Here is a 23,336-nt window from a genome sequence, read left to right on the forward strand (position 1 = left end):
CGCTTTCCTCCTCACCCCGGTACGGGCCGATGCGTTCCGGGTGCTGTTCGCTCCGGGCCCATGGGCTGTGCGTCGGCGGTCGATGTCCGTTCCTCGATGCGACGCCGGACGCGAGCGGCGAGTGCGCCGAGATGCTCGGAGGCGGTCGCCCGGGGCGCGACCGGGTCCCGGATCCGACGGGCCGCCGGCGGCAGTGCGCTCAGGTCCGCGGCGAATCTCGCCCGGCACTCGTCGAGCGTGGGCCCGCTGCTGGTCCGCCGCCCGCCCCGCATCACCGTCTCCAGCATCGGTTTGCCGTCGTCGGGTGGCCGCTCGTCGGCGAGACGGATGACGTCGGTGTAGCAGGTGCGGCGAAAGACCTGTTTGGGGCCGGGGGCCGTCACTTTCGCCGACGAGAGCTTCATCACCGGCCGTCCGTCGTACTCCACCATCTTGTACGCGGAGTCCAGGTACGGTGCGTCGGCCGAGACCCCGACGCGGGTGCCGACGGCGTAGGTGTCGATCGGCGCTCCGGAGCGGACCAGGTCGTCCACGGCGTATTCGTCGAGACCACCGCTGGCGGTGATCCGTACGTCCGGCAGGCCCGCCTCGTCGAGGAGGGACCGTGCCCGGGCCGCCAGGTGTCCGAGGTCGCCGCTGTCGAGCCGTACGGCCGACCCTGGCCCGCGGTCCAGGTCCCGCAGGACACGCGCAGCGACGCGGACGCCCTCCTCGGTGTCGTAGGTGTCCACCAGCAGCGTCACCGGTCCCGGGTGAGCACGTGCGAAGGCGCGGAAGGCGTCTTCCTCCGTGGGGAACGCCTCCACATAGGAGTGGGCCATGGTCCCGACAGCAGGGATGCCCAGGGCGGTGGCCGCGGCCACGTTGCTGGTTCCGGCGAATCCGACCATCGCGCCGAGGCGGGCGGCCTGGAAACCGGCCTGCGGGCCGTGCGTGCGGCGCAGGGAGAAGTCCACGACCGGATGCCCGGCCGCCGCGAGCACGCAGCGCGCGGCCTTCGACGCGATCGCGGTCTGGTGGTTGAGCTGGTTGAGCAGGTACGTCTCGGCCAACTGTGCCTGGGGAAGGGGCGCGGTCACCTCCAGCAGGGGCTCCCCCGCCAGCACGATCCGCCCCTCCGGCACCGCCCGCACGTCACCGGTGAACTCCAGACCGAGCAGAGGCTGAAGATCCCTCGGCGGCCGGTGCAGCGCGGAAGCGAAGGCGTCGACGTCCTCGGGGCCGACACGGAGACGGGACAGGTAGTCCAGGGCCGACTCCAGCCCCGCGGCGACCAGGAAACCCCGCTCAGGAGGCAGGTCGCGAACGAAGAGGCTGAATGTCGCGGGGCCGGTCATTCCCTCCCGCAGGCAGGACAGGACCATCGTCACTTCGTACAGATCGGTGGTGGTCGCGTCGGACATCGGCGGCCTCCTCGGCTTCCGTCCAGTCTCTGCCCGTCACCGGCGGAAGCGCCCGGACCACAGGGGCTCCACCTGATCCCACTCGGCGTCCCACTGCGCGTACCTTCTCCGGTCCAGCGCATGGCGCATGCCTGCCCGCGCCGCGTAGCACCCGGCGGCCAAACCGATCGCCGCCGTACCGCCCACGAACCAGCCGTTGGTCCTCGCGGTGAGCGCGCTCATCGGTGGGCTGGTGACGGTTCCGTTCCGGTCCACCCACACGCGCACGGTGGCGCCCTTGGACGTCCCCGCCTTCACAAGCGCGGTCGCGGTCCGCACGGTGCCGTTGCCGTCGGTCCAGCGGACCTGCGCCCGTTGTCTCGCTTCCTGGAAGCCACCCTTGACGTTCGACGTCAGCCGGGCGGTGACCTCCTGCCGCTGTGCCGACTGGGCGTGCACGGTGCGCATCGACGACTGGTAGGCCGTCTGCCCGGCGCTGAGCGCGGCCACGGGCAGTCCGAGGACGAGAAAGAGCATCAGGAAGCGATCGAACCAGAATTCCACTCTGTCGGACGTACGCCTCAGAGGGTTCGCCCCTTTGGGCTTGTGATACTTGCGCTGCGGGGGCGGGCCGGGTGCGTGGGGTGAACTCTGTGCACTCATGCGTCGGCCTCCAGCAGGTCCGCTGGTCTGTTCCCCCACTCGGTCCCACCATCGAACGGCGGCGGGCTTTGGTCATAGGGCCGAAAGTCCCTGCGGCCGGGGCCGCACGGAACGCGAACGGAACGGCCGGGCCGCTGCCCAGCCCCTGTCTCCTCTCTCCTCCGCAGGTCCACATGCGCGGCGGAGAAGAATGAGGTACTCCTCGAAGGAGGCGACGAACCTCGTTCGTGTCGGCGACGTCCGGACCGTCCGGTTCACCGGTCTCGTTCACCGTCACTTCCAGCTTCTTACGAGACGGAGGCCGCCGCCATGCAACCAGTCGTCACCGTTGGCCTCGACGGCTCACCCGCGAGTCTTGCCGCCGCCCGCTGGGCCGCCGACGAGGCCGAGAAACGCAAGCTCACCCTGCGCCTGCTGCACGCGTGGCCGCTGCTGGCACCGGAACCGGCCCGCGTCCCCGCGGCGGTCGATCAGAACTACTGGGCGAAGCGTCTGGTGCACACCGCGCAGGCGGAGCTCCAAGCACGTCACCCGGGCCTGTCCATCGTCGGGAACCTGGTCGCCGACGACGCCCGGAACGCCTTGCTCCACGCCGCGTCGGAATCGGAGATGCTGGTGCTCGGTTCGCGTGGGCTGGAGCCCGTCGAGAGCTACTTCCTGGGCGACGTCAGCATGCCCGTCGTGGCACGGGCCGAGCGGCCGGTCGTTCTGGTGCGCGCCGGAATCCCGGAGGAAGAGCCGGCCCCGGCACGCGTGAGGCGTGTGGTCGTGGCCATGAAACTGCACGGCTCCCCGGACGAGCTCCTCGACTTCGCCTTCCACACCGCTGCGGCCCGGGACCTGCCTGTCCTGGCCGTCCATGGCCGAAGCGTGCCACTGCACGCACATGTTCCCTGGGGTGTGGACCACCACGTCACCGAAGAGATGACACGGGACGCGCGGGAGCAGCTGAGCAAGGCGCTGCGCCCCTGGCACGAGAAGTACCCGCAGGTGGACGTAGCCGACAGCTTCCGTCTCGAAAGCCCCGCCAAGGCCGTCGTACGGGCCGCCGAAGGTGCCAGGCTGCTGGTCGTCGGCCGCCGCCAGCATCGTCACGCCCTGGGGACCCGCCTGGATCCCGTCGCCCACGCCGCCATCCACCACGCGCGCTGCCCGGTCGCCATCGTTCCCCATGACTGAGCACGACGAGCCGCTTCCGCGCGCCGAGGTGAGCGAGACGCACACCGCGATCGTGTTCTTCGCAGGCGACCGCGCCTACAAACTCAAAAAGCCGGTGGATCTCGGGTTCCTGGACTACACGACGGTGACGGGTCGCCGGACCGCGTGCGAGCGCGAGGTGACGCTCAACCGCCGCTTCGCCGCCGACGTCTACCTGGGCCTGGGCGAGATCCGCAGCCCCGACACGCAGGAGCCCGAACCACTTGTGGTGATGCGCCGCATGCCGGCGGACCGCCGCCTCTCCCACCTGGTGCGATCAGGGGCTGACGTCGACGACGTCCTGCGGACCGTCGCCCGGCATCTCGCCGCGTGGCACGCCGAGGCGCCCCGCGGCCGGGACGTGGACGAGCAAGGCACGAGGGACGCGCTGTTCTCGCGTTGGGAGGCCGGATTCGCGCAGGTCCACGCGTTGGCCGAGACCGGCTCGGTGCCCGACGGGGTGGCGGAGGCCGAGAACCTGGTGCGGCGCTACCTCGCCGGCCGCGAGCGGTTGTTCCACTCCCGCATCGAGCAGGGGCGGGTGGTCGACGGCCACGGCGACCTGCTCGCCCAGGACATCTTCTGCCTCGACGACGGCCCCCGCGTCCTGGACTGCCTGGAGTTCGACGACCATCTCCGCTACGTCGACGGCCTGGACGACGCCGCCTTCCTCGCCATGGACCTGGAACAGCTGGGTGCTCCGGAGTCCGCCGCGTACTTCCTCGCGCAGTACAGCGAGTACTCCGGCGACCCCGCACCGCCTTCCCTGTGGCACCACTACATCGCCTACCGCGCGTTCGTCCGCGCCAAGGTCTCCCTCATCCAGGCGCGCCAAGGCGCGCACGGCGCGGAGGCGGCGGCACGGCGGCTGGTCTCGACCGCACTGCGTCACCTGCGTACCTCCTCCGTCTCACTGACGCTCGTCGGAGGACTGCCGGGCAGCGGGAAGTCCACCCTCTCCGGTGCGCTGGCCGACCGGCTGGGCGTCACGTTGCTCAGCAGCGACCGCATCCGCAAGGAGCTGGCGGGCATCCCCGCGGAGCAGTCCGCCGCGGCCGACTACGGCGAGGGCCTCTACACACCCGAGTGGACCGCCAGGACCTACGCCACCCTGCTCGACCGCGCAGCCGCCCTGCTGTCCTCGGGCGAGTCCGTCGTCCTGGACGCCACCTGGTCCGACGCGGCCCACCGTGAGGCGGCACTGCGCGTGGCCGATGGCACCAGCTCCGACCTGGTGGCCCTGCACTGCCACGCGCCGAGCGAGGTGTCAGCGGCCCGCCTGAGCACGCGCGCCCCGGGACCGTCCGACGCCGGCCCCGCCGTCGCCGCCGCCATGGCGGCCAGGGAACCGCCGTGGCCCGAGTCGGTTGCGGTCGACACCAGCGGCCCGCTGGAGTCCGCGGTGGCCCGGGCACTGGCAGCCGTACGCCCATGGGGCACCGGACAGGCCCCGGTCTTCCGCCGCCCCTACAGGGAGCCGGACTAGACGAGCGGGCGCGTCGGCCCCCCGTCCGGCCACCATGTCACTGTCAGCGAAGGAGGTGTGTCATGGTGAACCCGGTCGTTGTGGGAGTGGATGGCTCGCCGTCGAGCCTGGCGGCGGTGGAGGTCGGGGCGCACGAGGCCGCCCTGCGCGGCGCGGGGCTGCGGCTGGTGCACGCCTTCGGGTGGCCGTCGATGCACGTACCACCAGGCGGCCCACCGTGGCATCCGGCGGTGGCGGGTGTGCGCGAGCTGGTGGACGGCACGCTGGTGAAGGCCGAGGAGCGGGCGCGCGGCGCCGCCCCGCGCCTGGAGATCACACGCGATGTCACCGTCGGTGATCCTCTGACGGTGCTGGAGATCGAGTCGCGTACCGCCTCACTCGTCGTGGTCGGCAGCCGTGGACTGGGCGCGTTCGGCAGCCTGCTGCTCGGTTCCACCGCCGTGCACCTGGTCGCCCACGGCCGCTGCCCCGTCCTGGTGGTGCGCGGTCGGCTCGACCGGAGCGGTCCCGTGCTGCTCGCCGTCGACGGCTCACCGGCCGGCGAGTCGGCCGTCGGGTTCGCCTTCGCCGAGGCGTCGCTGCGTGGCGTGGAGCTGGTGGCACTGCATGTGTGGAACACCTGGAGCGAGGGGGCGTACGAGGGTCCGGGTGATCCTCTGAGCGTGGTGGTGGACGTCGAGCGGCTCCGCGGGGTGAGACAGCGGCTGCTGGACGAGACGCTGTCTCCGTGGCAGGAGCGCCATCCCCGGGTCGCCGTGGAACGGCGCCTGGTCCGCTCCCGGATCCGCCCGGCCCTGATCGAGGCCAGCCGCGACGCACAGCTGGTGGTGGCCGGTGCTCGCGGCCGCGGCGGCTTCACGGGCCTGCTGCTCGGCTCGGTCAGCCAGGCCCTGCTCCACCACGCGCACTGCCCTGTCGCCGTGGTCCGCGGCGAGGAGTGACGGTGCGCACCTGGCGCCTGCGGTGACCGAGTCGCCGTCGTCCGGCGGTCGGTGACGGCGTCGGCCCGGCCACCTTGACGGCCCGGCGGACGGGGCCTCAGTCGTGCGGGACGAGAGCGACCGGGCAGCTGACGTGGTGGATCAGGGCGTGCGCGACCGGTCCCGTGCGCGGCCCGACCCCCGCAGGGCGCCTACGGCTGCCGACCACGAGCAGCCCCGCGCCGTCCGCGGCCCGGGCGAGAACGTGTGCCGGGCGTCCCTCGTACAGCTTCCTCTGGACAGCGACGGCGGGGTACTTCTCGCGCCACGGCTGGACCAGCTCCGCCAGTTCGCGTTCCGCTTCCGTCCTGGCCCGTGCGCGCTCCTCGGTGTCCGGGAGGACGTGGGGGTACGGCAGGTGCCAGACGTGTACGGCCCGCAGAGAGGCCCGGCGGAGCTCGGCGGCGTGGAACGCGAAGTCCAGTACCGCTTCGGACGGTTCATCGACGTCGACGGCGACCGCGACATCACGGAAGGGGGTGTGGACCGACGGTTCCCCGTCGTCGTCCGGAAGATGCTCGTCCTCGGCGGTCTCGCCGGCCCGTACCAGGACGATCGGCCTCTCGATGCGGGCCACGGTGGCCATGGCGACCGATCCCGAGACGAATCCGGCCAAGCCGCCGGCTCCTTGGCTGCCGATGACCAGGAGGTCGGCCGACTCCGCCTCGGCGAGCAAGGCGGAACGGGGCAGCCTGAACACCTGCTCCGCCGTGATGGACAGCTGCGGGTACCGCTGGACCAGCTGGTCGAGCGCGCTGAGCAGCACATGGGCGGCGTGGTGCTGAGGCACCCGCAACTCGGGCAGGGTCACCTCGGGGTCTCCCTCCGGCAGACCCGCTTCCCAGGCGTGCACAAGCCGGAGCGGCAGTTCTCGGCGCAAGGCCTCCCTGGCCGCCCAGTCCGCCGCGGCGAGCCCCTCGGGCGAACCGTCCACTCCGGCCACGACCGGCCTGATCATCACCGTCACCTCCTGTCATGTGGTGCACGTGCGGGGACGGGGCGCGGGCCCCGCCTGTCATGGATGACGCCGGAACCGGGCACGTGAGACGGTCACACCCGTTGCGGCACCACCGCCACCGGGCAGGCGGCGTGGTGCAGCAGGGTGTGGCTCACCCGGCCGAGCTGGAGACCGAAGTGGCCGGGCCCGCGCCGGGCTCCCACGACGACGAGATCGGCCGCGGCCGAGCGGTGCACGAGCACCTTGCGGGCCGGTCCCTCGACCGTCGTACGGCTGACCCGTACACCCGGGTGCTCGGCCGCCGCGTCGGCGAGCAGCGCGTCGAGGAGGGCCGCGGCGCGTCCTTCGTGCTGATCGGCCGGCCCCCCGGCCGGTGCGGCATGGTGCGTCGTCCCGTGCGCGGGACAGCGCCAGGCGCGTACGGCGTCCAGCGTGCTCGCACGTGCCTCGGCCTCGCGGAAGGCGAACCGTACGGCCTCACCGGTGGTGTCAAGATCCCCGGCGCCGAGCAGGATCCGCTCGTGCGTGCCGGCCAGGCCCGCCGCGTCACCCCGGACGACGATCACCGGACAGGACGCGCGCGCGGCGACGGACAGGCCGACCGAGCCCAGCAGCAGGCCCTGCACCTCCCCGCGGCCTCGCGATCCCGTCACCACGGCCGAGGCGTTGTTGCCCTCGTACAGGAGGGCGTCCACGGCTTCCTCGGGGATGATGCCGGTGGACACCTTGACGCCGGGATGGCGCCGGCCGGCGCGCTCCGCGGCGGAGGCCACCGTGTGTTCCGCCGGCACCCGCTCCGAGGGACGTCGTTCCCTGTTCTTCGCCGGCACCGTCGGCGGGGCGCTCTCGTAGCGCTCCCACAGGGAGGCGTGCACCAGTCGCAGCGGGAGTCCGTGCCTGGCGGCTTCGTCCACCGCCCAGTCGACCGCCAGCAGGCTGCCGTCCGATCCGTCGACGCCCACGACCAGGGGCAGTTCCATCTCCCCACCGCCTTACGTCGGGCTGTCACTCTCACCGTCGCATCCGGCAGCCGACGCCGCGAGGGCCGGCCAGGCCCCGCTGGGGGGACCTTCGGCCCCTGCCGCGTGCGGGATGCATCCGTCCGGCGTCCGGGCGCCGACGACGACGAGGGTCACGGGTCCCCGGTCCGCTGAGTGCTCTCAGGCCGCCTGCACGGGGACGACCTCGCGTTGCGGCCCGCCGAGCACGACCTTCAGCGCCCCTGTCTCAGCGGGCTTTCCGAAGACGTCGTACGCCTCCTGCATGCGCTCCAGCGGGAAGGTGTGGGTGACCAGCTGGGCCGTGGGCAGGCGCCCGGCCGCCGCCATCCGCAGCAGGGTGGGAGTGGAGCGGGTGTCCACCAGGCCCGTGGTGATGGTCACGTTCTTGATCCAGAGGTCTTCCAGGTGCAGCGTGGCGGGCCTGCCGTGCACGCCGACGTTGGCGACACGCCCTCCCGGCCGCACCATGCGGGTGCACAGCTCGAAGGTCTCCGGAACGCCCACCGCCTCGATGACCACGTCCGCGCCGAGGCCGTCGGTGAGGTCCGCGATCAGCTGTTCGGGAGTTTCCCGGGCGTCGGCCACGGCCTCGGCCCCGACTTCCCGTGCGGCCTCCAGCCGGGCGGCGGCCACGTCCACGGCGATGACCCGCTCGGGCGCGAACAGGTGGGCCGTGGCGATCACGGCCAGTCCTACGGGTCCGGCCCCGACCACGGCCACGGTGTCGCCCGGCCGCACACACCCGTTGAGCACACCCACTTCGTAGGCGGTCGGGAAGATGTCGGCCAGCAGCACGGCGTCCTCGTTCGTGACCGCGCCGGGCAGGGTGTGCACGGAGAGGTCGGCGTACGGAACCCGGACGAACTCGGCCTGGGTTCCGTCGACGAGGTGCCCGAGGATCCAGCCCCCGCCGCCCCGGCACTGGCCGTACATCCCCTCTCGGCAGTAGCGGCACCGCCCGCAGGCGGTGATGCAGGAGATCAGAACCCGGTCTCCCGGCCGCACGGAGCGCACCTCGCTGCCGACCTCGACGATCTCGCCGACCGCCTCATGGCCGAGCACCGTGCCGGGACGCACCTCGGGCACGTCGCCCTTGAGGATGTGCAGGTCCGTACCGCAGATCGTGACCGCGTCGACCCGCACGATCGCGTCGGCGGCCTCCGTGAGGTCCGGGTCGGGAACCTCTTCCCAGGCGGACTGTCCGGGGCCGTGGTAGACGTAGCCTTTCATGCCGTTCCTCACCCTCTTGCTGTTCGGGCGGGCGCAGGACTCGGGGAACCGCCGGCTCGAACGTCAGCCGCACGCCGACACGGCACCGGGATTTCCCCGTGCATCCAGCTTGTCCCGCACGTCGGTGTTCCGCACCGGCTGCGGAACACCGCCGCGGCGCCCGGCGTCGGGCTCCAGCCGCGCGTCGTCCCGGCCGGTCGTCGGGTGCGGTGGATCCGGGTGCGGGCTTCCCCGCCGGAACGTACGGTGGCGTCCTGGTGTTCGGTACCGGGCATGGGTGACGCGTCATGCGGCAGCGCGGTTCACCGGGGCGGAGGCGGCATGGCCGACAAACAGGCGGCGACACTGCCGCGCAAGAGGCACGAAAAGGAACTGCTCCGTCTGCAGGCGGAGTTGGTGAAGGTCCAGATCGTGCTGTTCGACTGGCCAGCGGTTCCTGCGCCAGTGCCCGGTCTTCGAACGGATGCTGGTGGAGGACGGGATCCCGCTGCGCAAGTACTGGTTCTCGGTGAGCGACGCCGTGCAGCAGGAACGCTTCCGGCGCCGGCTCGCGGATCCGCTGCGGCGATGGAAGCTGTCGCCGATGGACCTGGAGTCGATCATCCCTACCGCGAGGTGCCGCCGCCCGTCTGTGGGCTCACACCTGCTCCGGCGGAGCCGAAGCCCGCACCGCCGACATGCCTGGAGGATCGCCCCGCGTGACCGTCGCAGCCGCAAGGTCGATACTTCCGGCAGAGGGCTCCTGTCTCAACGCAACGATCCGTCCACGTCACTTGACACTCCATCATCAAAGTCGGCGCCAAGTCGGCATCAGCACCGCCGGAACCCGCTTCCGACCGCCGTCGACGATCAAGATCAACAACTGGTCCAACCGACTCTGACCTGCGAAAATAAGGGTCAGAGGCCCACTGCTAGCCGCACCAGGAGGTACTCATGAAGATGCTGATCAACGTCCCGGAAACCGTGGTCGCGGACGCGCTGCGCGGCCTGGCAGCCGCTCATCCCGAGCTGACCGTGGACGTGGAGAACCGGGTGATCGTACGGCGGGACGCCCCCGTGGCCGGGAAGGTCGCCCTGGTGTCCGGCGGCGGATCGGGGCACGAGCCCCTGCACGGTGGATTCGTGGGTCCCGGGATGCTCTCGGCGGCCTGTCCGGGTGAGGTGTTCACATCGCCGGTGCCGGACCAGATGGCGCGGGCCGCGGCGGCTGTGGACAGCGGCGCCGGGGTGTTGTTCATCGTGAAGAACTACACCGGCGACGTCCTCAACTTCGACATGGCCGCCGAGCTGGCCGAGGACGAGGGCATCCAGGTCGCGAAGGTGCTGGTCAACGATGACGTCGCGGTGACGGACAGCCTCTACACGGCAGGGCGGCGCGGCACGGGCGCGACCCTGTTCGTGGAGAAGATCGCGGGCGCCGCGGCGGACGAGGGGCAGCCGCTGGAGCGGGTGGAGGCGATCGGGCGGCAGGTCAACGAGAACTCCCGCACCTTCGGCGTCGCGCTCAGCGCCTGCACCACCCCGGCCAAGGGCAGCCCCACCTTCGACCTGCCGGCCGGGGAGCTGGAGCTGGGCATCGGCATCCACGGCGAGCCCGGCCGGGAGCGGCGGCGGATGATGACCTCCGGTGAGATCGCCGACTTCGCCGTCGGCGCGATCCTGGAGGACCTCAGCCCGCGCAACCCCGTCCTGGTGCTGGTCAACGGAATGGGCGGCACCCCGCTGCTGGAGCTGTACGGCTTCAACGCCGAGGTGCAGCGTGTGCTCGCCGAGCGCGGTGTCGCCGTCGCCCACACGCTCGTCGGCAACTACGTCACCTCCCTCGACATGGCGGGCGCCTCGGTCACCCTCTGCCAGATCGACGAGGAACTGCTCAGGCTCTGGAACGCGCCGGTGAAGACACCGGGGCTGCGCTGGGGCATGTGACACAGAAGGGGTAAGGGATCACAAGGCACCTACCAGGCAAGGAGATCCAGTGCTCGACGCCGACTTCTTCCGCCGTTGGATGGCGGTGACCGCAGCGTCCGTCGACCGTGAGGCGGAACGGCTCACCGCCCTCGACTCGCCCATCGGGGACGCCGACCACGGCACCAATCTGCAGCGCGGGTTCCGGGCCGCGACAGCCGCGCTGGAGAAGGAGGCGCCCGACACACCCGGAGCGGTCCTCGTCCTCGCCGGGCGTCAGCTGATCTCGACGGTCGGCGGCGCCTCCGGGCCGCTGTACGGCACCCTGCTGCGCCGCACCGGCAAGGCGCTCGGAGACGCAGCCGAGGTCGGCGAGGAGCAGCTGGCCGAGGCGCTGCGGACGGGGGTGGACGCGGTCATGACGCTCGGCGGTGCCGCGCCGGGCGACAAGACCATGATCGACGCTCTGGTGCCGGCCGTGGAGGCGCTCGGCGACTCGTTCACCGCGGCCCGTGCCGCCGCCGAGGAGGGCGCCCTGGCGACGACGCCGATGCTGGCCCGCAAGGGCAGGGCCAGCTATCTCGGGGAGCGCAGCATCGGGCACCAGGATCCCGGCGCGACCTCGGCCGCGCTGCTGATCGCGGGGCTCTCCGAGGCAAGGGAGGCCGGTGGTGAGTGACGAGAAGCTCGTCGGCATCGTGCTGGTGTCGCACAGCGCGGAGGTGGCCGCGTCGGTGGCCGAGCTGGCGAAGGGGCTGGCGGGCGGCGGCACGGCGGTGCCCGTCGCACCGGCGGGCGGCACCGAGGGCGGCGGGCTCGGCACCAGCGCCGAGCTGATCTCCGCGGCGGCCGCGTCCGTCGACCGGGGCGCCGGGGTCGCCGTCCTCACCGACCTCGGCAGCGCGGTGCTCACCGTGAAGGCGCTGCTCGCGGAGGGCGACGAACTCCCGGGCAACACACGGCTGGTGGACGCCCCCTTCGTCGAGGGTGCGGTGGCCGCGGTCGTCACGGCGGCCGCCGGGGCCGATCTCGCCGCGGTCGAGGCGGCGGCGTCGGAGGCGTACTCGTACCGCAAGGTCTGAGCCTGAGCGGTTCGGCCGGGCAGGCAGCGTGAGACCCCCGGGCTGATGCCCGGTCAGTCACCGTCGGCAGCGCTCAGCGTGACGCCCACCCAGCCTCGACGGGCAGTGGATAGGCGTCCGGCCGGCGCCCGCCCGGCCGTCCCACGAACTGTCGCGCCAGCCGCTCCCCGGCCAGCGCGGCGGCGTCGCGGTCCTCGATGGGCTTCACCCGGCTGTTCCTGAAGACGATGTAGGTGACGTCGGAGGGCGCGCCGCCGCGGCGCGGGTCGGGGCGGATGCCGAGGGCCTTGGCGGTGGCGTAGGAAGCCTCACCGATGACACGGCGCGGGCCGATGTCGCCGACGACCGCGTACTGCACGCGGTCCCCGTAGACGACGGCCGCGACCGACCCGCCGCGGACGCCGTGGTCGCGGTGGTCCCAGATGCGGCTCGGGGCGGGTACGACGATGAAGGGGAGCCGTTCGGCGGAGAGCGCGCGGCCGTTGGACTGCGCGTAGGCGGTGGCGGAGGAGAAGAGGGGGTCGGTGCGGCGGTTGCAGCGACGACCTGGCCGGCCGTCACAGTCGATGTCCATGTCGGCCGTCCAGTAGACCACCTCGCGGGTGCCGCAGACCGGGATCCGCGCGGGTGCCCCGGCGTCACGGCGGTAGCGGCCGCGGGAGACTCGGGTGCAGTCCCGGACCTTGGCCAGCAGGTCGGCGGCGCGGACGGCGTCGTCACGCACGGCCACCGGTTCCACTCGGGGCCGGGACGGCGGGGCGGGGAGCGTCGTGGGGGTGAGCAGGGCGGCGCTGGCCGCGACCAGGGTCAGCGACTTGACACACACCATGAGCGAGCCTCTCGTGGGGGACACTGACGAGCACTCGGCGACGAGCGCTCAGCTCAATCTGGTCCCGGAACGATCACTCGGCCAGCGTTGGAGGGGCCGGACGGCGTATGTCCCCCCGGATGCCGGACAGGGGCCGGGAGCCGGAGCCGGCACAGCCTCACGGCCCCCGGCCGCCCGGCCGGCGCGGGATCAGCGACGACAGCGGTCCGCGCCGCAGGCATGAACTCCCCGGCGCTGGCGGGGACTTCAGCCGTGAGGGACTTCAGCATACGTAATCCCCGGCTGGTCACCAACGACGGCCCTCTTGATGCGATCGCGACACCCGCGCCATATTGGTCCGGACCATTGCCGTCGTTCGTGCCCTCCCGAGGAGGCGGAGTCGTGCGAGGCGTGTCCGTTTCCGCCGCCCTGTTCCGGGGCGCCGTGCTCTGCGGTGCGCTCACGCTGGTCACTTCCTGCGGCTGGAGCGCGGCGGACGACGGTGCCGACGGCAGGCTCCCCGCAGCGCCCACGGGCGTCACGGCCGCGGCGGGGAGCGCGACCAGCGTGCACGTCATGTGGAACAGGTCGGCCGGGGCCGACGGGTACGAGGTGTATCGCGGCACCACCAAGGTGCGGGACGTGCCCGGTTCCGAACGCATGGTGGACGTCACCCGGCTCCGGCCGTCCACCGCGTACGTCTTCACCGTGCGGGCGCGGGACGCCGACGGGCGGCTCGGGCCACCCAGTCGGCAGGCCCGGGCCACGACACCCGCGGCCGCCGCGGCCGACCGCTCGGCCCCGACACGTCCTTCGGCGCCACGGGGCCGGGCGGTTGGCAGCCGGGCCGTCCAGCTGTCCTGGTCCGCCTCGGCCGACGACCGGGGCGTGGTGTCGTACGACGTCCACCAGGGCGGCACGAAGATCCACAGTGTGGGCGGGGACCGGACGGCCACCGTGGTCACGGGGCTGCGGCCCGGTACCCGCTACTCCTTCACCGTGCGGGCCAGGGACGCGGCCGGCAACGTCTCCCCCGCCGGCACCGCCGTCCGGCTCACCACACCGGGCAGCGACGACGGGCGCTCCACCGCCCCCGCCGGCCTGCGGGTGACGACCCACCGTGCCGACGGGGCGTACCACATCGACCTGAGCTGGGTCCCGCCGCGCACGGACGGTGTGATCACGGAGTACGAGATCCACCTCGACGGCCGTCCGGCGACGTCCCTGGTGTACGGCGGGGACGCGCCCCGGGGCCGGGTCACCTACAGCTTCTACGCGGGGCGCGACGCCGGTGTCACCCACCGGGTGCGGCTCCGGGCCAGGCTGCCGGACGGGACCTGGGGCGGTTTCTCGGCGGAGCGGACGGTGACGACCGGCGCGCGGAGGTGAGGGTCCGTCCGCCGGACGGAGCAATCCGTCACCTGCCCGGACGCGCCCGGCATGCCGAGCGGGCCGTGGCCGCGTTGGCTGCTCATGAGGCAGCACGGGCGTTTCCCGATCCTCGGCGGCGCAAGGGATGTACCGCCAACCGTGCCGCCGGAGGGCAGTCCACATGCGCAACTCATCGCCACTCCTCCGCAACGGCCTGGCCGTGGCCGCCGCGCTGCCGATCGCCCTGGCCGCCGGGCCCGCTGCCGCCGCTCCGGGAATCTCCGTGAGCACCACCGGGTCCACGGTCTCGGTCACGACCAGCGCGTGCACCCAGATCAACGGCAGCTGGGGCAACGCCTCGCTGCTCACCAGCAGCCAGTCGAACTTCTCCCAGGGGCGCCAGGTGGCCCTGACGGGGACCAGCGTCAGTCAGTCCGCCGCGTGGTCGAACGTCAGCCCGGGCACGTACACGGTCATCGTCATCTGCTCGAACGGCAGCACCGCGGGCACCCAGACCGTCATCGTCTCGCCCACCCCCACCCGGTCACCCACGGCCACCCCCAGGCCCACCGTCTCCCCCACCGCCTCGCCGACGCGCGGCGTCATGGGCGGGGCCGGCGGGGGCATCAAGGACTACGGCACCGTCACGCTGGTGGCGGGCGGCGCCCTGGTCGGGTCCGGTGTCATCGCCGGGGTCTGGTACCTGCGCCGCCGGTCGAAGCCGTACCGGTTCTGAGGCGTACGGGTTCTGAAGCCGCACCGGCTTCTTGCGGCGCCGGGCTTGCACGGCGGCGACCGGCCCGACGGCGGCCGCACCACCCGGTTACCCGGGGCGGGCGGCCGCCGTCAGGTCGGCTCGTGGCCGGGCAGCTCGGCGAACTCCGCCAGCGCGTGCCTGAGCCACTGCGTCCAGAAGGTCTCCAGGTCGATGCCGGCCCGCAGGATGAGGTGCTGGAGCCGGTCCTGGGGGCTGTCCTTCCCGGGCGGGAAGTCCCGCTGCTCGATCTCCTCGTACTCCGCCAACTGCCGTTCGTGCAGCTGGAGATGGCGTCGCAGATCGGCCTCGATGCCCTCGGTGCCGACCACGGCGGCGGCCCGCAGCCGCAACAGCAGAGCGTCGCGCAGGGGCTTGGGGTCCTGGGACGCGGCGGTCCAGCGGGCCAGTTCGGCGCGGCCCGCGGGCAGGACCTCGTAGCTCTTCTTCTGCCCGCGGACCGGCTGCTCGGCCGGCAGGGCGCGGATCAGGCCGTCGGCCTCCAGCCGCCCCAGCTCGCGATAGATCTGCTGATGCGTCGCCGACCAGAAGTAGCCGATCGACTTGTCGAAGCGGCGGGTCAATTCCAGCCCCGACGACGGCCTTTCGAGCAGGGCGGTGAGGATCGCGTGCGGGAGTGACATGCGCTCATCCTAGGGACGGCCGTACCGTCCCCTCACAGTGCCGCCGCCAGCTCGGTGCCCTGCTTGATGGCGCGCTTGGCGTCCAGTTCGGCGGCCACGTCGGCACCGCCGATCAGGTGCGCGCTGCGTCCGGCGGCGAGCAGTTCCTCGTACAGGCCCCGGCGCGGCTCCTGGCCCGTGCACAGGACGATCGTGTCGACTTCGAGCAGCGTGCTCTCGCCGTCGACGGTGAGGTGCAGTCCGGCGTCGTCGATCCGGTCGTAGCTGACGCCCGGAACCATGGTGACGCCGCGGTGCTTGAGCTCGGTGCGGTGGATCCAGCCGGTGGTCTTGCCGAGTCCGGCGCCGACCTTGGAGGTCTTGCGCTGGAGGAGGTGCACGCGGCGCGGCGGGGCGGGCCGCTCGGGTGCGGCGAGGCCGCCGGGGGCGCGGTACTCCATGTCGACGCCCCAGTGCCGGAAGTAGGTCTCGGGGTGCTCGCTCGCCTTGTCGCCGCCGTCGGTGAGGTACTCGGCGACGTCGAAGCCGATGCCGCCCGCCCCGAGGATCGCGACGCGGTCGCCGACCGGGGCGCCGCCCCGCAGGACGTCCAGGTAGCCGACGACGCTCGGGTGGTCGACGCCGGGGATGTCGGGGACGCGTGGGGTGACGCCGGTGGCGACGACGACCTCCTCGTAGCCGTCCAGGTCCGCGGCCGTGACGGGCGTGTTCAGGCGCACGTCCACGGCGTGTTCGTCGAGCTGCGTGCGGAAGTAGCGCAGCGTCTCGTCGAACTCCTGCTTGCCGGGGACCCTGCGGGCGACATTCAGCTGTCCGCCGATCTCACTCGCGGCGTCGAAGAGCGTGACGGCGTGGCCGCGTTCGGCCGCCGAGACGGCGCAGGCCAGTCCGGCCGGCCCGGCGCCGACGACCGCGACGCGCTTGCGGGTGCGGGTCGGGGACAGCACCAGCTCGGTCTCGTGGCAGGCGCGGGGGTTGACCAGGCAGGAGGTGATCTGGCCGCTGAAGGTGTGGTCGAGGCAGGCCTGGTTGCAGCCGATGCAGGTGTTGATCGCCTCGGGGCGGCCGGCCGCGGCCTTGGCGACGAAGTCGGGGTCGGCGAGCATCGGGCGGGCCATCGACACCATGTCGGCCGTGCCCTCGGCGAGCACCTGCTCGGCGAGTTCGGGGGTGTTGATGCGGTTGGTGGTGACGAGCGGGACCGACACCTCGCCCATCAGCCGCTTCGTCACCCAGGTGTACGCCCCGCGCGGCACGGAGGTGGCGATGGTGGGGATACGGGCCTCGTGCCAGCCGATGCCGGTGTTGATGATGGTCGCCCCGGCTGCCTCGACCGCCTTGGCGAGGGTGATCACCTCGTCCAGCGTGGAGCCGCCGGGCACGAGGTCCAGCATGGACAGCCGATAGACGATGATGAAGTCCTCGCCGACGGCCTCGCGGACCCGGCGGACGATCTCGACGGGGAAGCGCATCCGGTTCTCGTACGAGCCGCCCCAGCGGTCGGTGCGGTGGTTGGTCTGCGCGGCGATGAACTCGTTGATCAGGTAGCCCTCGGAGCCCATGATCTCGACGCCGTCGTAGCCGGCCCGGCGGGCGAGGCGGGCGGTGCGGGCGTAGTCGTCGATGGTCCGCTCGACCTCGGCGTCGGTGAGCTCCCGGGGCGGGAAGGGGCTGATCGGCGCCTGGAGCGGGCTGGGTGCGACCAGGTCCCGGTGGTAGGCGTACCGGCCGAAGTGCAGGATCTGCAGCGCGATGCGACCGCCTTCGCGGTGCACAGCTTCCGTCACGACCCGGTGCTGCTCGGCCTCCGCGTCCGTGGTGAGCTTGGCGCCGCCCTCGTAGGGCCGCCCCTCCTCGTTGGGTGCGATGCCGCCGGTGACGATGAGCCCCACTCCCCCGCGGGCCCGGGCGGCGTAGAACGCGGCCATGCGGTCGAAGCCGTGCTCGGCCTCCTCCAGGCCGACGTGCATGGACCCCATGAGGACGCGGTTGGGCAGCGTGGTGAAGCCCAGGTCGAGTGTGCTCAGCAGGTGCGGGTAACGGCTCATCGGGCCCTCCGTGCGCGGTGTCGTGTCTGTAGTTGTAGAGGACGACCCCGGGTTTGTGCAACTAGTTGCACAAGGACTCCGGGGTGCACAGTGGCCCCATGGCCGCAGACCTGACGGAGTCCGTGGTGGCCCTCGCCACCGAGCTCGTCCGCCGCCCCAGCCGGGCCGGGATCGACGACTACGGGCCCGTCCTCGGCGTCCTGGAGGGCTGGCTGGGCGGACGCGGACTGCCGCATCGCCGCCTGTACGACGGCGAAGGGCGGCTGGTCGGGCTGCTGGTGGAGGTCTCCGGGGGCCGCCCGGGCCCCTGGTGGGCGCTGGACGCCTGCGTGGACACCGCCCCGTACGGCGACGAGGGCGCCTGGTCGTTCCCGCCGGACTGCGGGGACGTCGTCGACGGCTGGCTGCGCGGCCGGGGCGCGGCCGACTCCAAGCTCGCGGCGGCACTGTTCTGCCACCTCGCCGCCGAGTTGCACGGCCGCGCCCATGACCTGCGCGGCGGGCTCGCCGTGCTGCTCGACGTCGACGAGCACACCGGCGGCTTCGGCGGGGCGCGGGCCTATCTCGCCGACGCGGAGGCGGCGCGCCCGGCGGGGGTGATGATCGGCTACCCGGGGCTGGAGGAGGTCGTCACCGGCGGGCGCGGCCTGTGGCGGGCCACGATCGCGGTGCACGCGGCGTCCGGGCACTCCGGGTCGAGGCGGGCCACGGTGGGTGCCGTCTCACGCGCGGCCCACCTCGTGCGGCTGCTGGAGGCGGCCGAACTCCCGGGAACCGACGCGGAGTTCCCGCTGCCGCCGAAGCTGTCGGTGACCTCCTGCCACGGCGGTCAGGGCTTCTCGGTCGTCCCGGACCTGTGCGAGCTGGGCGTCGACATCCGCACCACCCCGGCCTTCGACGCCGGCGCGGCCGAGGCGCTGGTCCGCAGGGCGGCGGCCGAGCTGGACGCGCGGTTGCCCGGCCCGCGGCCGACCGGGATCACGCCGGTTGCCGCCTGGCCGCCGTACCGGCTCGCCGAGCACGAGCAGCCCGCCGCCGCGCTGCTCGACGCCGCGGCCCGCGAGGGGCTGGCGGTGCGGGCGAAGACGGCGGGCCCGTCGAACATCGGCAACCTGCTCGCGGCCGAGGGCATCCGGGCCACGGCCGGCTTCGGCGTGCGGTACGAGGGGCTGCACGGCGTGGACGAACGGGCCCGGCTCGCGGAGCTGCCCGTCGTCCACGCCGTCTACCGGCGGGCGGTGCTCGGTCTGCTCAGCTCGTAGTCACCGGCTCTCCAGCCGCACATGCAGCTCCCGCTCCTGGTCTCCGGACGCCGTGCTCAGGTCGTGCACGGTGAACAGGGAGTCCAGGGTGGTGCGGAACTGTTCGATCGCCCAGTAGCCGCCCTGTACGTCGGCCTCGACGGAGCCCCGCAGCCGCGCGGGACCGCACTCGCCCTGCTGGGCGTCGGCCACGTCGAAGGTGCCGAGCCACACGGTCGGGCGTACCTCGTGGTAGTCCCGGGGCACGTCGTCCGCGCGCCGGTCGGAGGCGTAGCAGGCGCGCAGGGTGTCGAACACGATCCGGGCGTCGTCCTTGCTGCATCCGCTGATCTCGACCGAGACGGATTCCGGGTGCGGTCGCTCGCCGTCCATGGTGATCGCGCTCCTCTCGTGGTCCGCACCCCCACACCCAGAAAAGCACCACCTGCGGCGGAGCACTACCGGCGGACGAGCCGTCTCAGCTCCGGGTGAAACGGTAGGTCTTGCTGTCGGTCAGCACGCAGAAGCCCGGTGACACCACGATGACGCGCAGGGTGCCCGTGCGGCGGTCGTAGTCGATGCCCTCCGCCTCGAAGGTGCCCGAGCAGGCGCTGCGCAGCGGCAGCTGACGCAGGGCGGTGACGTGGCCGGTCACGTCCGTGCCGCCCGGTTCGGCGGAGAGGTCGATCCGGAGCAGCGGCTTGGTGATGCCGAAGAGCGTGCCCGCCGGGTCGTCCGAGGAGCACAGGAGTGTGGTGGCGTCGGCGAAGTCGCAGCCCTGTACGTCGCGTACGGCGTGGTCCAGGTGGACGGTGGCGGCCTGGGGGAGGTCTGCCGAGGGGGACGTGGCCGGGTTGACGCCCGGGGTCGGGAAGACCAGCAGGCGGTTCATGGTGCCGTACTCGCCCGCCAGCATCCACTGGCCGCCCGGCGAGACGGCGACCCAGGAGTTGTTCAGGGCCTCACCGGCGCCGAGCGTGTGAACGTACTCCGACCAGGTTCCGTCCGGTGCCTGCACCCGGAACATCTTCGTGCTGCCCGCATCGCGCTGGTACGGCTCGATGTAGTGGCCGTCGTAGGAGGCGTCGGGGTCGCCGACGTGGTTCCAGCCGCGGCCTCTGACGCCGGCGGGGATGGTGCCGATCCCCGTGTAGCGGTTGGCGCTGCCGACCGGGAGCTCCACGGAGGTCAGGCCCTGGCTCTCGGTCAGCGGGTCGGCGCGGTCGGAGCCCACCTCGGTCCAGGTGTCGGTGGCCGAGGCGGGCGGGGCGGCGGACAGGACGGCTGCGGTGGCGAGGGCGACGAGACCGGTCAGGACCGCGGGACAGCGTCTCCGGGCACGCAGGGGCATGGGGCGGCTCCTCGATGGGGGGTGGGGACACGCGTTCGGCGCACAGTGTGGCCGTCGCACGATGGTCATGTACAGACCAAGCTCTTCCCGGCCACCCCTGCTACGGCGTTGCGGGGCGACCGCCGCCGTCTTGGGAGAAGGTGGAAGGAGACGGCAGGGGCGTCGAAAAACGGTTCTGTGCGCGGTAGAACAGGGCAGTCGGCACCGGGAAGGCGTGCCGCTCGGATCAGAAGGCGGGCGTGGGATGAGTGCAGCCGGGTCCCCCGAGGGCGACGTACCGCCACGCGGCCCGGTGCGGCCCAGCGGGCTGCTCGACGTACTGGGCGTGGCCTCGGTGGTGCTGGACGCCGAGGGGCGGATCGTGCTGTGGAGCCCCCAGGCCGAGGAGCTGTTCGGGTATCCGGCGCAGGAGGCGCTGGGGCAGTACGCCGCCCGGATCATGATCCACGACCAGCACCTCGATCTGGTCGTCAAACTGTTCGCCGACGTCATGGACACCGGTCAGAGCTGGGCCGGGGCCTTTCCGATCCGGCGCAAGGACGGCACCACGCGGCTCGTCGAGTTCCGCAACATGCGGCTCCTGGACGACCAGGGGGACGTCTACGCGCTGGGGCTGTGCGCCGACCAGTCGACCGTGCGCCAGGTGGAACGGGACGTGGCCCTGTCGACGCGGATGATCTCGCAGTCACCGATCGGGCTGGGCGTCCTGGACACGGATCTGCGGTACGTCTCGGTCAACGCCGCGCTCGAACAGCTCAACGGCATCCCCGCCGAGCAGCACATCGGCCGGACGATCAGGGAGTTGCTGCCGGGTATCGACGTGGACGCCATGGAGAGCGTCATGCGCGAGGTGCTGCGGACCGGCCGCCCGCTCATCGACCAACGCCTCGTGGGCCGTACCCCGGCCCATCCGGACGAGGACCGCGCCTGGTCCGTCTCGCTCTACCGGCTGGAGGACACGCGGGGCACCGTGCTGGGCCTGGCCGGTATGGCCGTGGACGTCACCGAGTCCTACCGGTCGGGCCTCGAAGCGGAGGCCGCACGGCGGCGTCTGGCCCTCGTCGCGGACGCCTCCACCCGGATCGGCACCACGCTGGAGCTGGAGCGCACCGCCCATGAGCTGGCCGGCGTGGCCGTGCCGGAGCTCGCCGACATCGCGGCAGTGGATCTGCTGGACGCGGTGGTCAAGGGCCGTCGCAGCAGCCTGGGCCCGGCCGAGCCCGCCGTGATCCGCGCCCTGGCCGTCCAGGCGCACGACGCACCGGAGGCCCTGCTGGCGGTCGATCCACCCGGCAGGGTGGCCCGGTACGGGCCCGACCGCCTCATCACCGAATGTGTGCGCAACGGTCAGCCGGTGATGGTGCCGCAGGTCAAGGACGAGGACCTGCCTCGCATCGCCCGCTCCCCGGAGGGGGCGGAGCTGCTGGGCCGGGCGGGCGTCCACTCCTACCTGGCCGTGCCGCTGATCGCGCGCGGCGAGGTGCTCGGCGCCCTCGACCTCAAACGCACCCACAATCCCCTGCCGTTCGGCGAGGACGATCTGCTGCTGGCCCGGGAACTGGCCGCCCGCGCGGCCGTGCAGATCGACAACGCCCGCTGGTACCAGAACGCCCGTGACGCCGCCCTCACCCTCCAGCGCAGCCTGCTGCCCAGCCATCCGCCGGTGACGGGCGGTCTGGAGGTCGCCTCCCGCTACCAGCCCGCGGAGGCCACCAGCGAGGTCGGCGGCGACTGGTTCGACGTCATCCCGCTGGAGGGCCGCAAGACCGCGCTGGTCGTGGGCGATGTGATGGGCAGCGGCATCACGGCGGCGGCGACCATGGGGCGACTGCGCACGGCGACGAACACCCTGGCCTCCCTCGACCTGGACCCCGCCCAGGTCCTGGAGCACCTGGACCGGAGCACCGCGGGCCTGGACCAGGCCATCGCCACCTGTGTGTACGCCGTGCACGACCCTCATCTGCGGCAGTGCAGGATCGCCAACGCCGGGCACCTGCCGCCGGTCCGCATCCGCGCCGGACACCCCCCGGAGCTGCTCGACCTGCCCACCGGGGTGCCGCTGGGCGTGGGCGGGGTCGCCTTCTCCACCACGACCGTCGGCCTCGGACCCGGCGACCGGCTCGTGTTCTACACCGACGGTCTCGTCGAGACGCGGCGGCATCCCCTCGACGAGCGCCTCGGCACGCTCCTGTCCCTGCTTCAGGGTCCGGACCGCCCTCTTGAGGAGGTCTGCGACCACCTCCTGCGCGCTCTGCACGAGCCGGACAACTCCGACGACGTGGCCCTGCTCATCGCACGGGCGACGACACCGGCATAGGCCGGCGAACAGTCCGCAACCGCCGTCGGGCGGCGCGGTGGCCCGGCTCCGAGCGTCGCCCGCTGTCCTCTGCCTCGGCCCGCTGCCGCTGCCCGCTGTCCGTACGAGAGGGCCAGGACGTGCTCACGGCCTGACGCCGATCACCACGGTGGCGTACCGCTCCTCGGAGACGGCCAGACGTGTCGTCAGTCCGCCGCGGCGGAAGGCGTCCACGGCCGTCGGCGCCTGGCGTTCGCTCGTCTCGACCAGGACGCAGCCGCCGGGCGCGAGCCAGCCGGCCGCCCCGGCGGCGACCCGGCGCAGTACGTCCAGGCCGTCCACGCCGCCGTCCAGGGCGACCAGCGGCTCGTGGTCCCGGGCCTCGGCCGGCAGCAGACCGACCTCGTCGCTGGGAACGTACGGCACGTTGGCCGCGAGGATGTCGACACGCCCGCGCAACGCGCCGGGCAACGCGTCGAACAGGTCGCCCGCGTGCACCCGACCCCCGACGGCGGCGACGTTGCGGCGGGCGCAGCGCACGGCGGCGGGGTCGATGTCGGCGGCGTGCAGCTCGACCCCGCCGAGCGCGGCGGACAGGGCCGCGCCGACGGCTCCGGAGCCGCAGCACAGGTCCACGACGACGGCCGCCTCCGGCGACTGGGCGAGGGCCTGCTCCACCAGGAACTCGGTACGGCGGCGGGGGACGAAGACGCCCGGTTCCACGGCGATGCGCAGTCCGTGGAACTCGGCCCAGCCGAGGACGAGTTCGAGGGGCAGGCCGGCGACGCGGCGGTCCACCAGGGCGGCGAGCTCCTCCGGGGTGCGGGCGGTGGCCAGGATCAACTCCGCCTCGTCCTCGGCGAAGACACAGCCCGCCGCGCGCAGCACGGCTGCGACGGAGTCACGGGAGGAGGGGGAGGCAGGGAAAACAGGGGGCAT

General features: G+C 72.7%; 21 protein-coding genes and 1 pseudogene. 11 read left to right on the forward strand and 11 right to left on the reverse strand.

Going from position 1 to position 23,336, the window contains the following annotated elements; translation table 11 throughout:
* Positions 1–11: 11 nt before the first annotated feature.
* Together NW895_RS29470 and NW895_RS29475 are read right to left on the reverse strand one after the other, a co-directional pair.
* Positions 12–1,403 carry a nicotinate phosphoribosyltransferase gene (locus tag NW895_RS29470; RefSeq protein WP_289939365.1) on the reverse strand — a complete coding sequence of 464 codons (1,392 nt, stop codon included), beginning with the start codon at positions 1,401–1,403 and terminating at the stop codon, positions 12–14.
* Between the two features lie 36 nt (positions 1,404–1,439).
* Entirely contained in the window at positions 1,440–1,919 is a 480-nt protein-coding gene (locus tag NW895_RS29475) for a hypothetical protein (protein ID WP_354670119.1), read from the reverse strand.
* A gap of 435 nt (positions 1,920–2,354) precedes the next feature.
* Between NW895_RS29475 and NW895_RS29480 the strand changes: the two genes are divergently transcribed.
* The 3 genes from NW895_RS29480 to NW895_RS29490 all read left to right on the forward strand — a co-directional run bounded on the left by NW895_RS29480 (position 2,355) and on the right by NW895_RS29490 (position 5,669).
* Positions 2,355–3,224 (forward strand): universal stress protein, encoded by an 870-nt coding sequence (locus tag NW895_RS29480; protein ID WP_289939367.1) that lies wholly within the window; start codon positions 2,355–2,357, stop codon positions 3,222–3,224.
* The gene (locus NW895_RS29485; RefSeq protein WP_289939368.1) at positions 3,217–4,728 is read left to right on the forward strand and encodes a bifunctional aminoglycoside phosphotransferase/ATP-binding protein; all 1,512 of its coding nucleotides are present in this window, start codon (positions 3,217–3,219) and stop codon (positions 4,726–4,728) included. Before NW895_RS29480 ends, NW895_RS29485 begins: the two co-directional genes overlap by 8 nt.
* 62 nt (positions 4,729–4,790) lie before the next feature.
* A complete protein-coding gene (locus tag NW895_RS29490; RefSeq protein ID WP_289939370.1) occupies positions 4,791–5,669 on the forward strand; it encodes a universal stress protein in 879 nt (292 codons plus the stop codon).
* A 97-nt stretch (positions 5,670–5,766) separates the two neighbouring features.
* On the opposite strand, the gene NW895_RS29495 is transcribed toward NW895_RS29490, so the two are convergent.
* The 3 genes from NW895_RS29495 to NW895_RS29505 form a co-directional block, all read right to left on the reverse strand.
* Positions 5,767–6,666, reverse strand: a complete 900-nt coding sequence (locus NW895_RS29495) for a universal stress protein (protein ID WP_289939371.1) — start codon at positions 6,664–6,666, stop codon at positions 5,767–5,769.
* A gap of 92 nt (positions 6,667–6,758) precedes the next feature.
* Positions 6,759–7,646 (reverse strand): universal stress protein, encoded by an 888-nt coding sequence (locus tag NW895_RS29500; RefSeq protein ID WP_289939372.1) that lies wholly within the window; start codon positions 7,644–7,646, stop codon positions 6,759–6,761.
* A 180-nt stretch (positions 7,647–7,826) separates the two neighbouring features.
* Entirely contained in the window at positions 7,827–8,897 is a 1,071-nt protein-coding gene (locus tag NW895_RS29505; protein WP_289939373.1) for an alcohol dehydrogenase catalytic domain-containing protein, read from the reverse strand.
* A gap of 433 nt (positions 8,898–9,330) precedes the next feature.
* Here NW895_RS29505 and NW895_RS29510 point away from each other — a divergent pair.
* The 4 genes and pseudogenes from NW895_RS29510 to NW895_RS29525 all read left to right on the forward strand — a co-directional run.
* A pseudogene (locus tag NW895_RS29510) lies at positions 9,331–9,498 on the forward strand (polyphosphate kinase 2); the annotation flags it as partial.
* Between the two features lie 332 nt (positions 9,499–9,830).
* A complete protein-coding gene (dhaK, locus tag NW895_RS29515; RefSeq protein WP_289939374.1) occupies positions 9,831–10,823 on the forward strand; it encodes a dihydroxyacetone kinase subunit DhaK in 993 nt (330 codons plus the stop codon).
* 49 nt (positions 10,824–10,872) lie between these two features.
* Positions 10,873–11,481, forward strand: coding sequence for a dihydroxyacetone kinase subunit DhaL (gene dhaL, locus NW895_RS29520; protein ID WP_289939376.1), 609 nt, complete (start codon positions 10,873–10,875; stop codon positions 11,479–11,481).
* A complete protein-coding gene (locus NW895_RS29525) occupies positions 11,474–11,884 on the forward strand; it encodes a PTS fructose transporter subunit IIA (protein WP_289939377.1) in 411 nt (136 codons plus the stop codon). Before dhaL ends, NW895_RS29525 begins: the two co-directional genes overlap by 8 nt.
* Before the next feature lie 73 nt (positions 11,885–11,957).
* Here NW895_RS29525 and NW895_RS29530 read toward each other — a convergent pair whose 3' ends face one another.
* Positions 11,958–12,710 (reverse strand): glycoside hydrolase family 75 protein, encoded by a 753-nt coding sequence (locus NW895_RS29530; RefSeq protein WP_289939551.1) that lies wholly within the window; start codon positions 12,708–12,710, stop codon positions 11,958–11,960.
* 393 nt (positions 12,711–13,103) lie between these two features.
* Between NW895_RS29530 and NW895_RS29535 the strand changes: the two genes are divergently transcribed.
* Together NW895_RS29535 and NW895_RS29540 are read left to right on the forward strand one after the other, a co-directional pair.
* A complete protein-coding gene (locus tag NW895_RS29535) occupies positions 13,104–14,081 on the forward strand; it encodes a fibronectin type III domain-containing protein (protein WP_289939378.1) in 978 nt (325 codons plus the stop codon).
* A gap of 163 nt (positions 14,082–14,244) precedes the next feature.
* Complete coding sequence (locus NW895_RS29540) at positions 14,245–14,799, forward strand: hypothetical protein (protein ID WP_289939379.1); 555 nt, start codon at positions 14,245–14,247, stop codon at positions 14,797–14,799.
* A gap of 110 nt (positions 14,800–14,909) precedes the next feature.
* On the opposite strand, the gene NW895_RS29545 is transcribed toward NW895_RS29540, so the two are convergent.
* Positions 14,910–15,461 (reverse strand): PadR family transcriptional regulator, encoded by a 552-nt coding sequence (locus tag NW895_RS29545; RefSeq protein WP_289939380.1) that lies wholly within the window; start codon positions 15,459–15,461, stop codon positions 14,910–14,912.
* A gap of 32 nt (positions 15,462–15,493) precedes the next feature.
* On the reverse strand, positions 15,494–17,509 hold the full coding sequence (locus NW895_RS29550) for an NADPH-dependent 2,4-dienoyl-CoA reductase (RefSeq protein ID WP_289939381.1): 2,016 nt from the start codon (positions 17,507–17,509) through the stop codon (positions 15,494–15,496).
* A 98-nt stretch (positions 17,510–17,607) separates the two neighbouring features.
* Here NW895_RS29550 and NW895_RS29555 point away from each other — a divergent pair, with 98 nt between their 5' ends.
* Positions 17,608–18,771, forward strand: a complete 1,164-nt coding sequence (locus NW895_RS29555; protein ID WP_289939382.1) for a M20/M25/M40 family metallo-hydrolase — start codon at positions 17,608–17,610, stop codon at positions 18,769–18,771.
* On the opposite strand, the gene NW895_RS29560 is transcribed toward NW895_RS29555, so the two are convergent.
* Both NW895_RS29560 and NW895_RS29565 read right to left on the reverse strand, forming a co-directional pair.
* Complete coding sequence (locus NW895_RS29560; protein WP_289939383.1) at positions 18,772–19,143, reverse strand: hypothetical protein; 372 nt, start codon at positions 19,141–19,143, stop codon at positions 18,772–18,774. It abuts the gene before it with no gap.
* 85 nt (positions 19,144–19,228) lie between these two features.
* A complete protein-coding gene (locus NW895_RS29565) occupies positions 19,229–20,101 on the reverse strand; it encodes a hypothetical protein (protein ID WP_289939384.1) in 873 nt (290 codons plus the stop codon).
* Positions 20,102–20,345: 244 nt separating this feature from the next.
* Here NW895_RS29565 and NW895_RS29570 point away from each other — a divergent pair, with 244 nt between their 5' ends.
* Positions 20,346–22,418 (forward strand): SpoIIE family protein phosphatase, encoded by a 2,073-nt coding sequence (locus NW895_RS29570; protein ID WP_289939385.1) that lies wholly within the window; start codon positions 20,346–20,348, stop codon positions 22,416–22,418.
* 123 nt (positions 22,419–22,541) lie between these two features.
* Here the strand turns inward: NW895_RS29570 and NW895_RS29575 are convergent, their stop codons facing one another.
* Positions 22,542–23,336 (reverse strand): putative protein N(5)-glutamine methyltransferase, encoded by a 795-nt coding sequence (locus tag NW895_RS29575; protein WP_289939386.1) that lies wholly within the window; start codon positions 23,334–23,336, stop codon positions 22,542–22,544.

It is taken from the genome of Streptomyces sp. S.PNR 29 (assembly GCF_030386795.1).
In the GTDB taxonomy this organism is placed as follows: domain Bacteria; phylum Actinomycetota; class Actinomycetes; order Streptomycetales; family Streptomycetaceae; genus Streptomyces.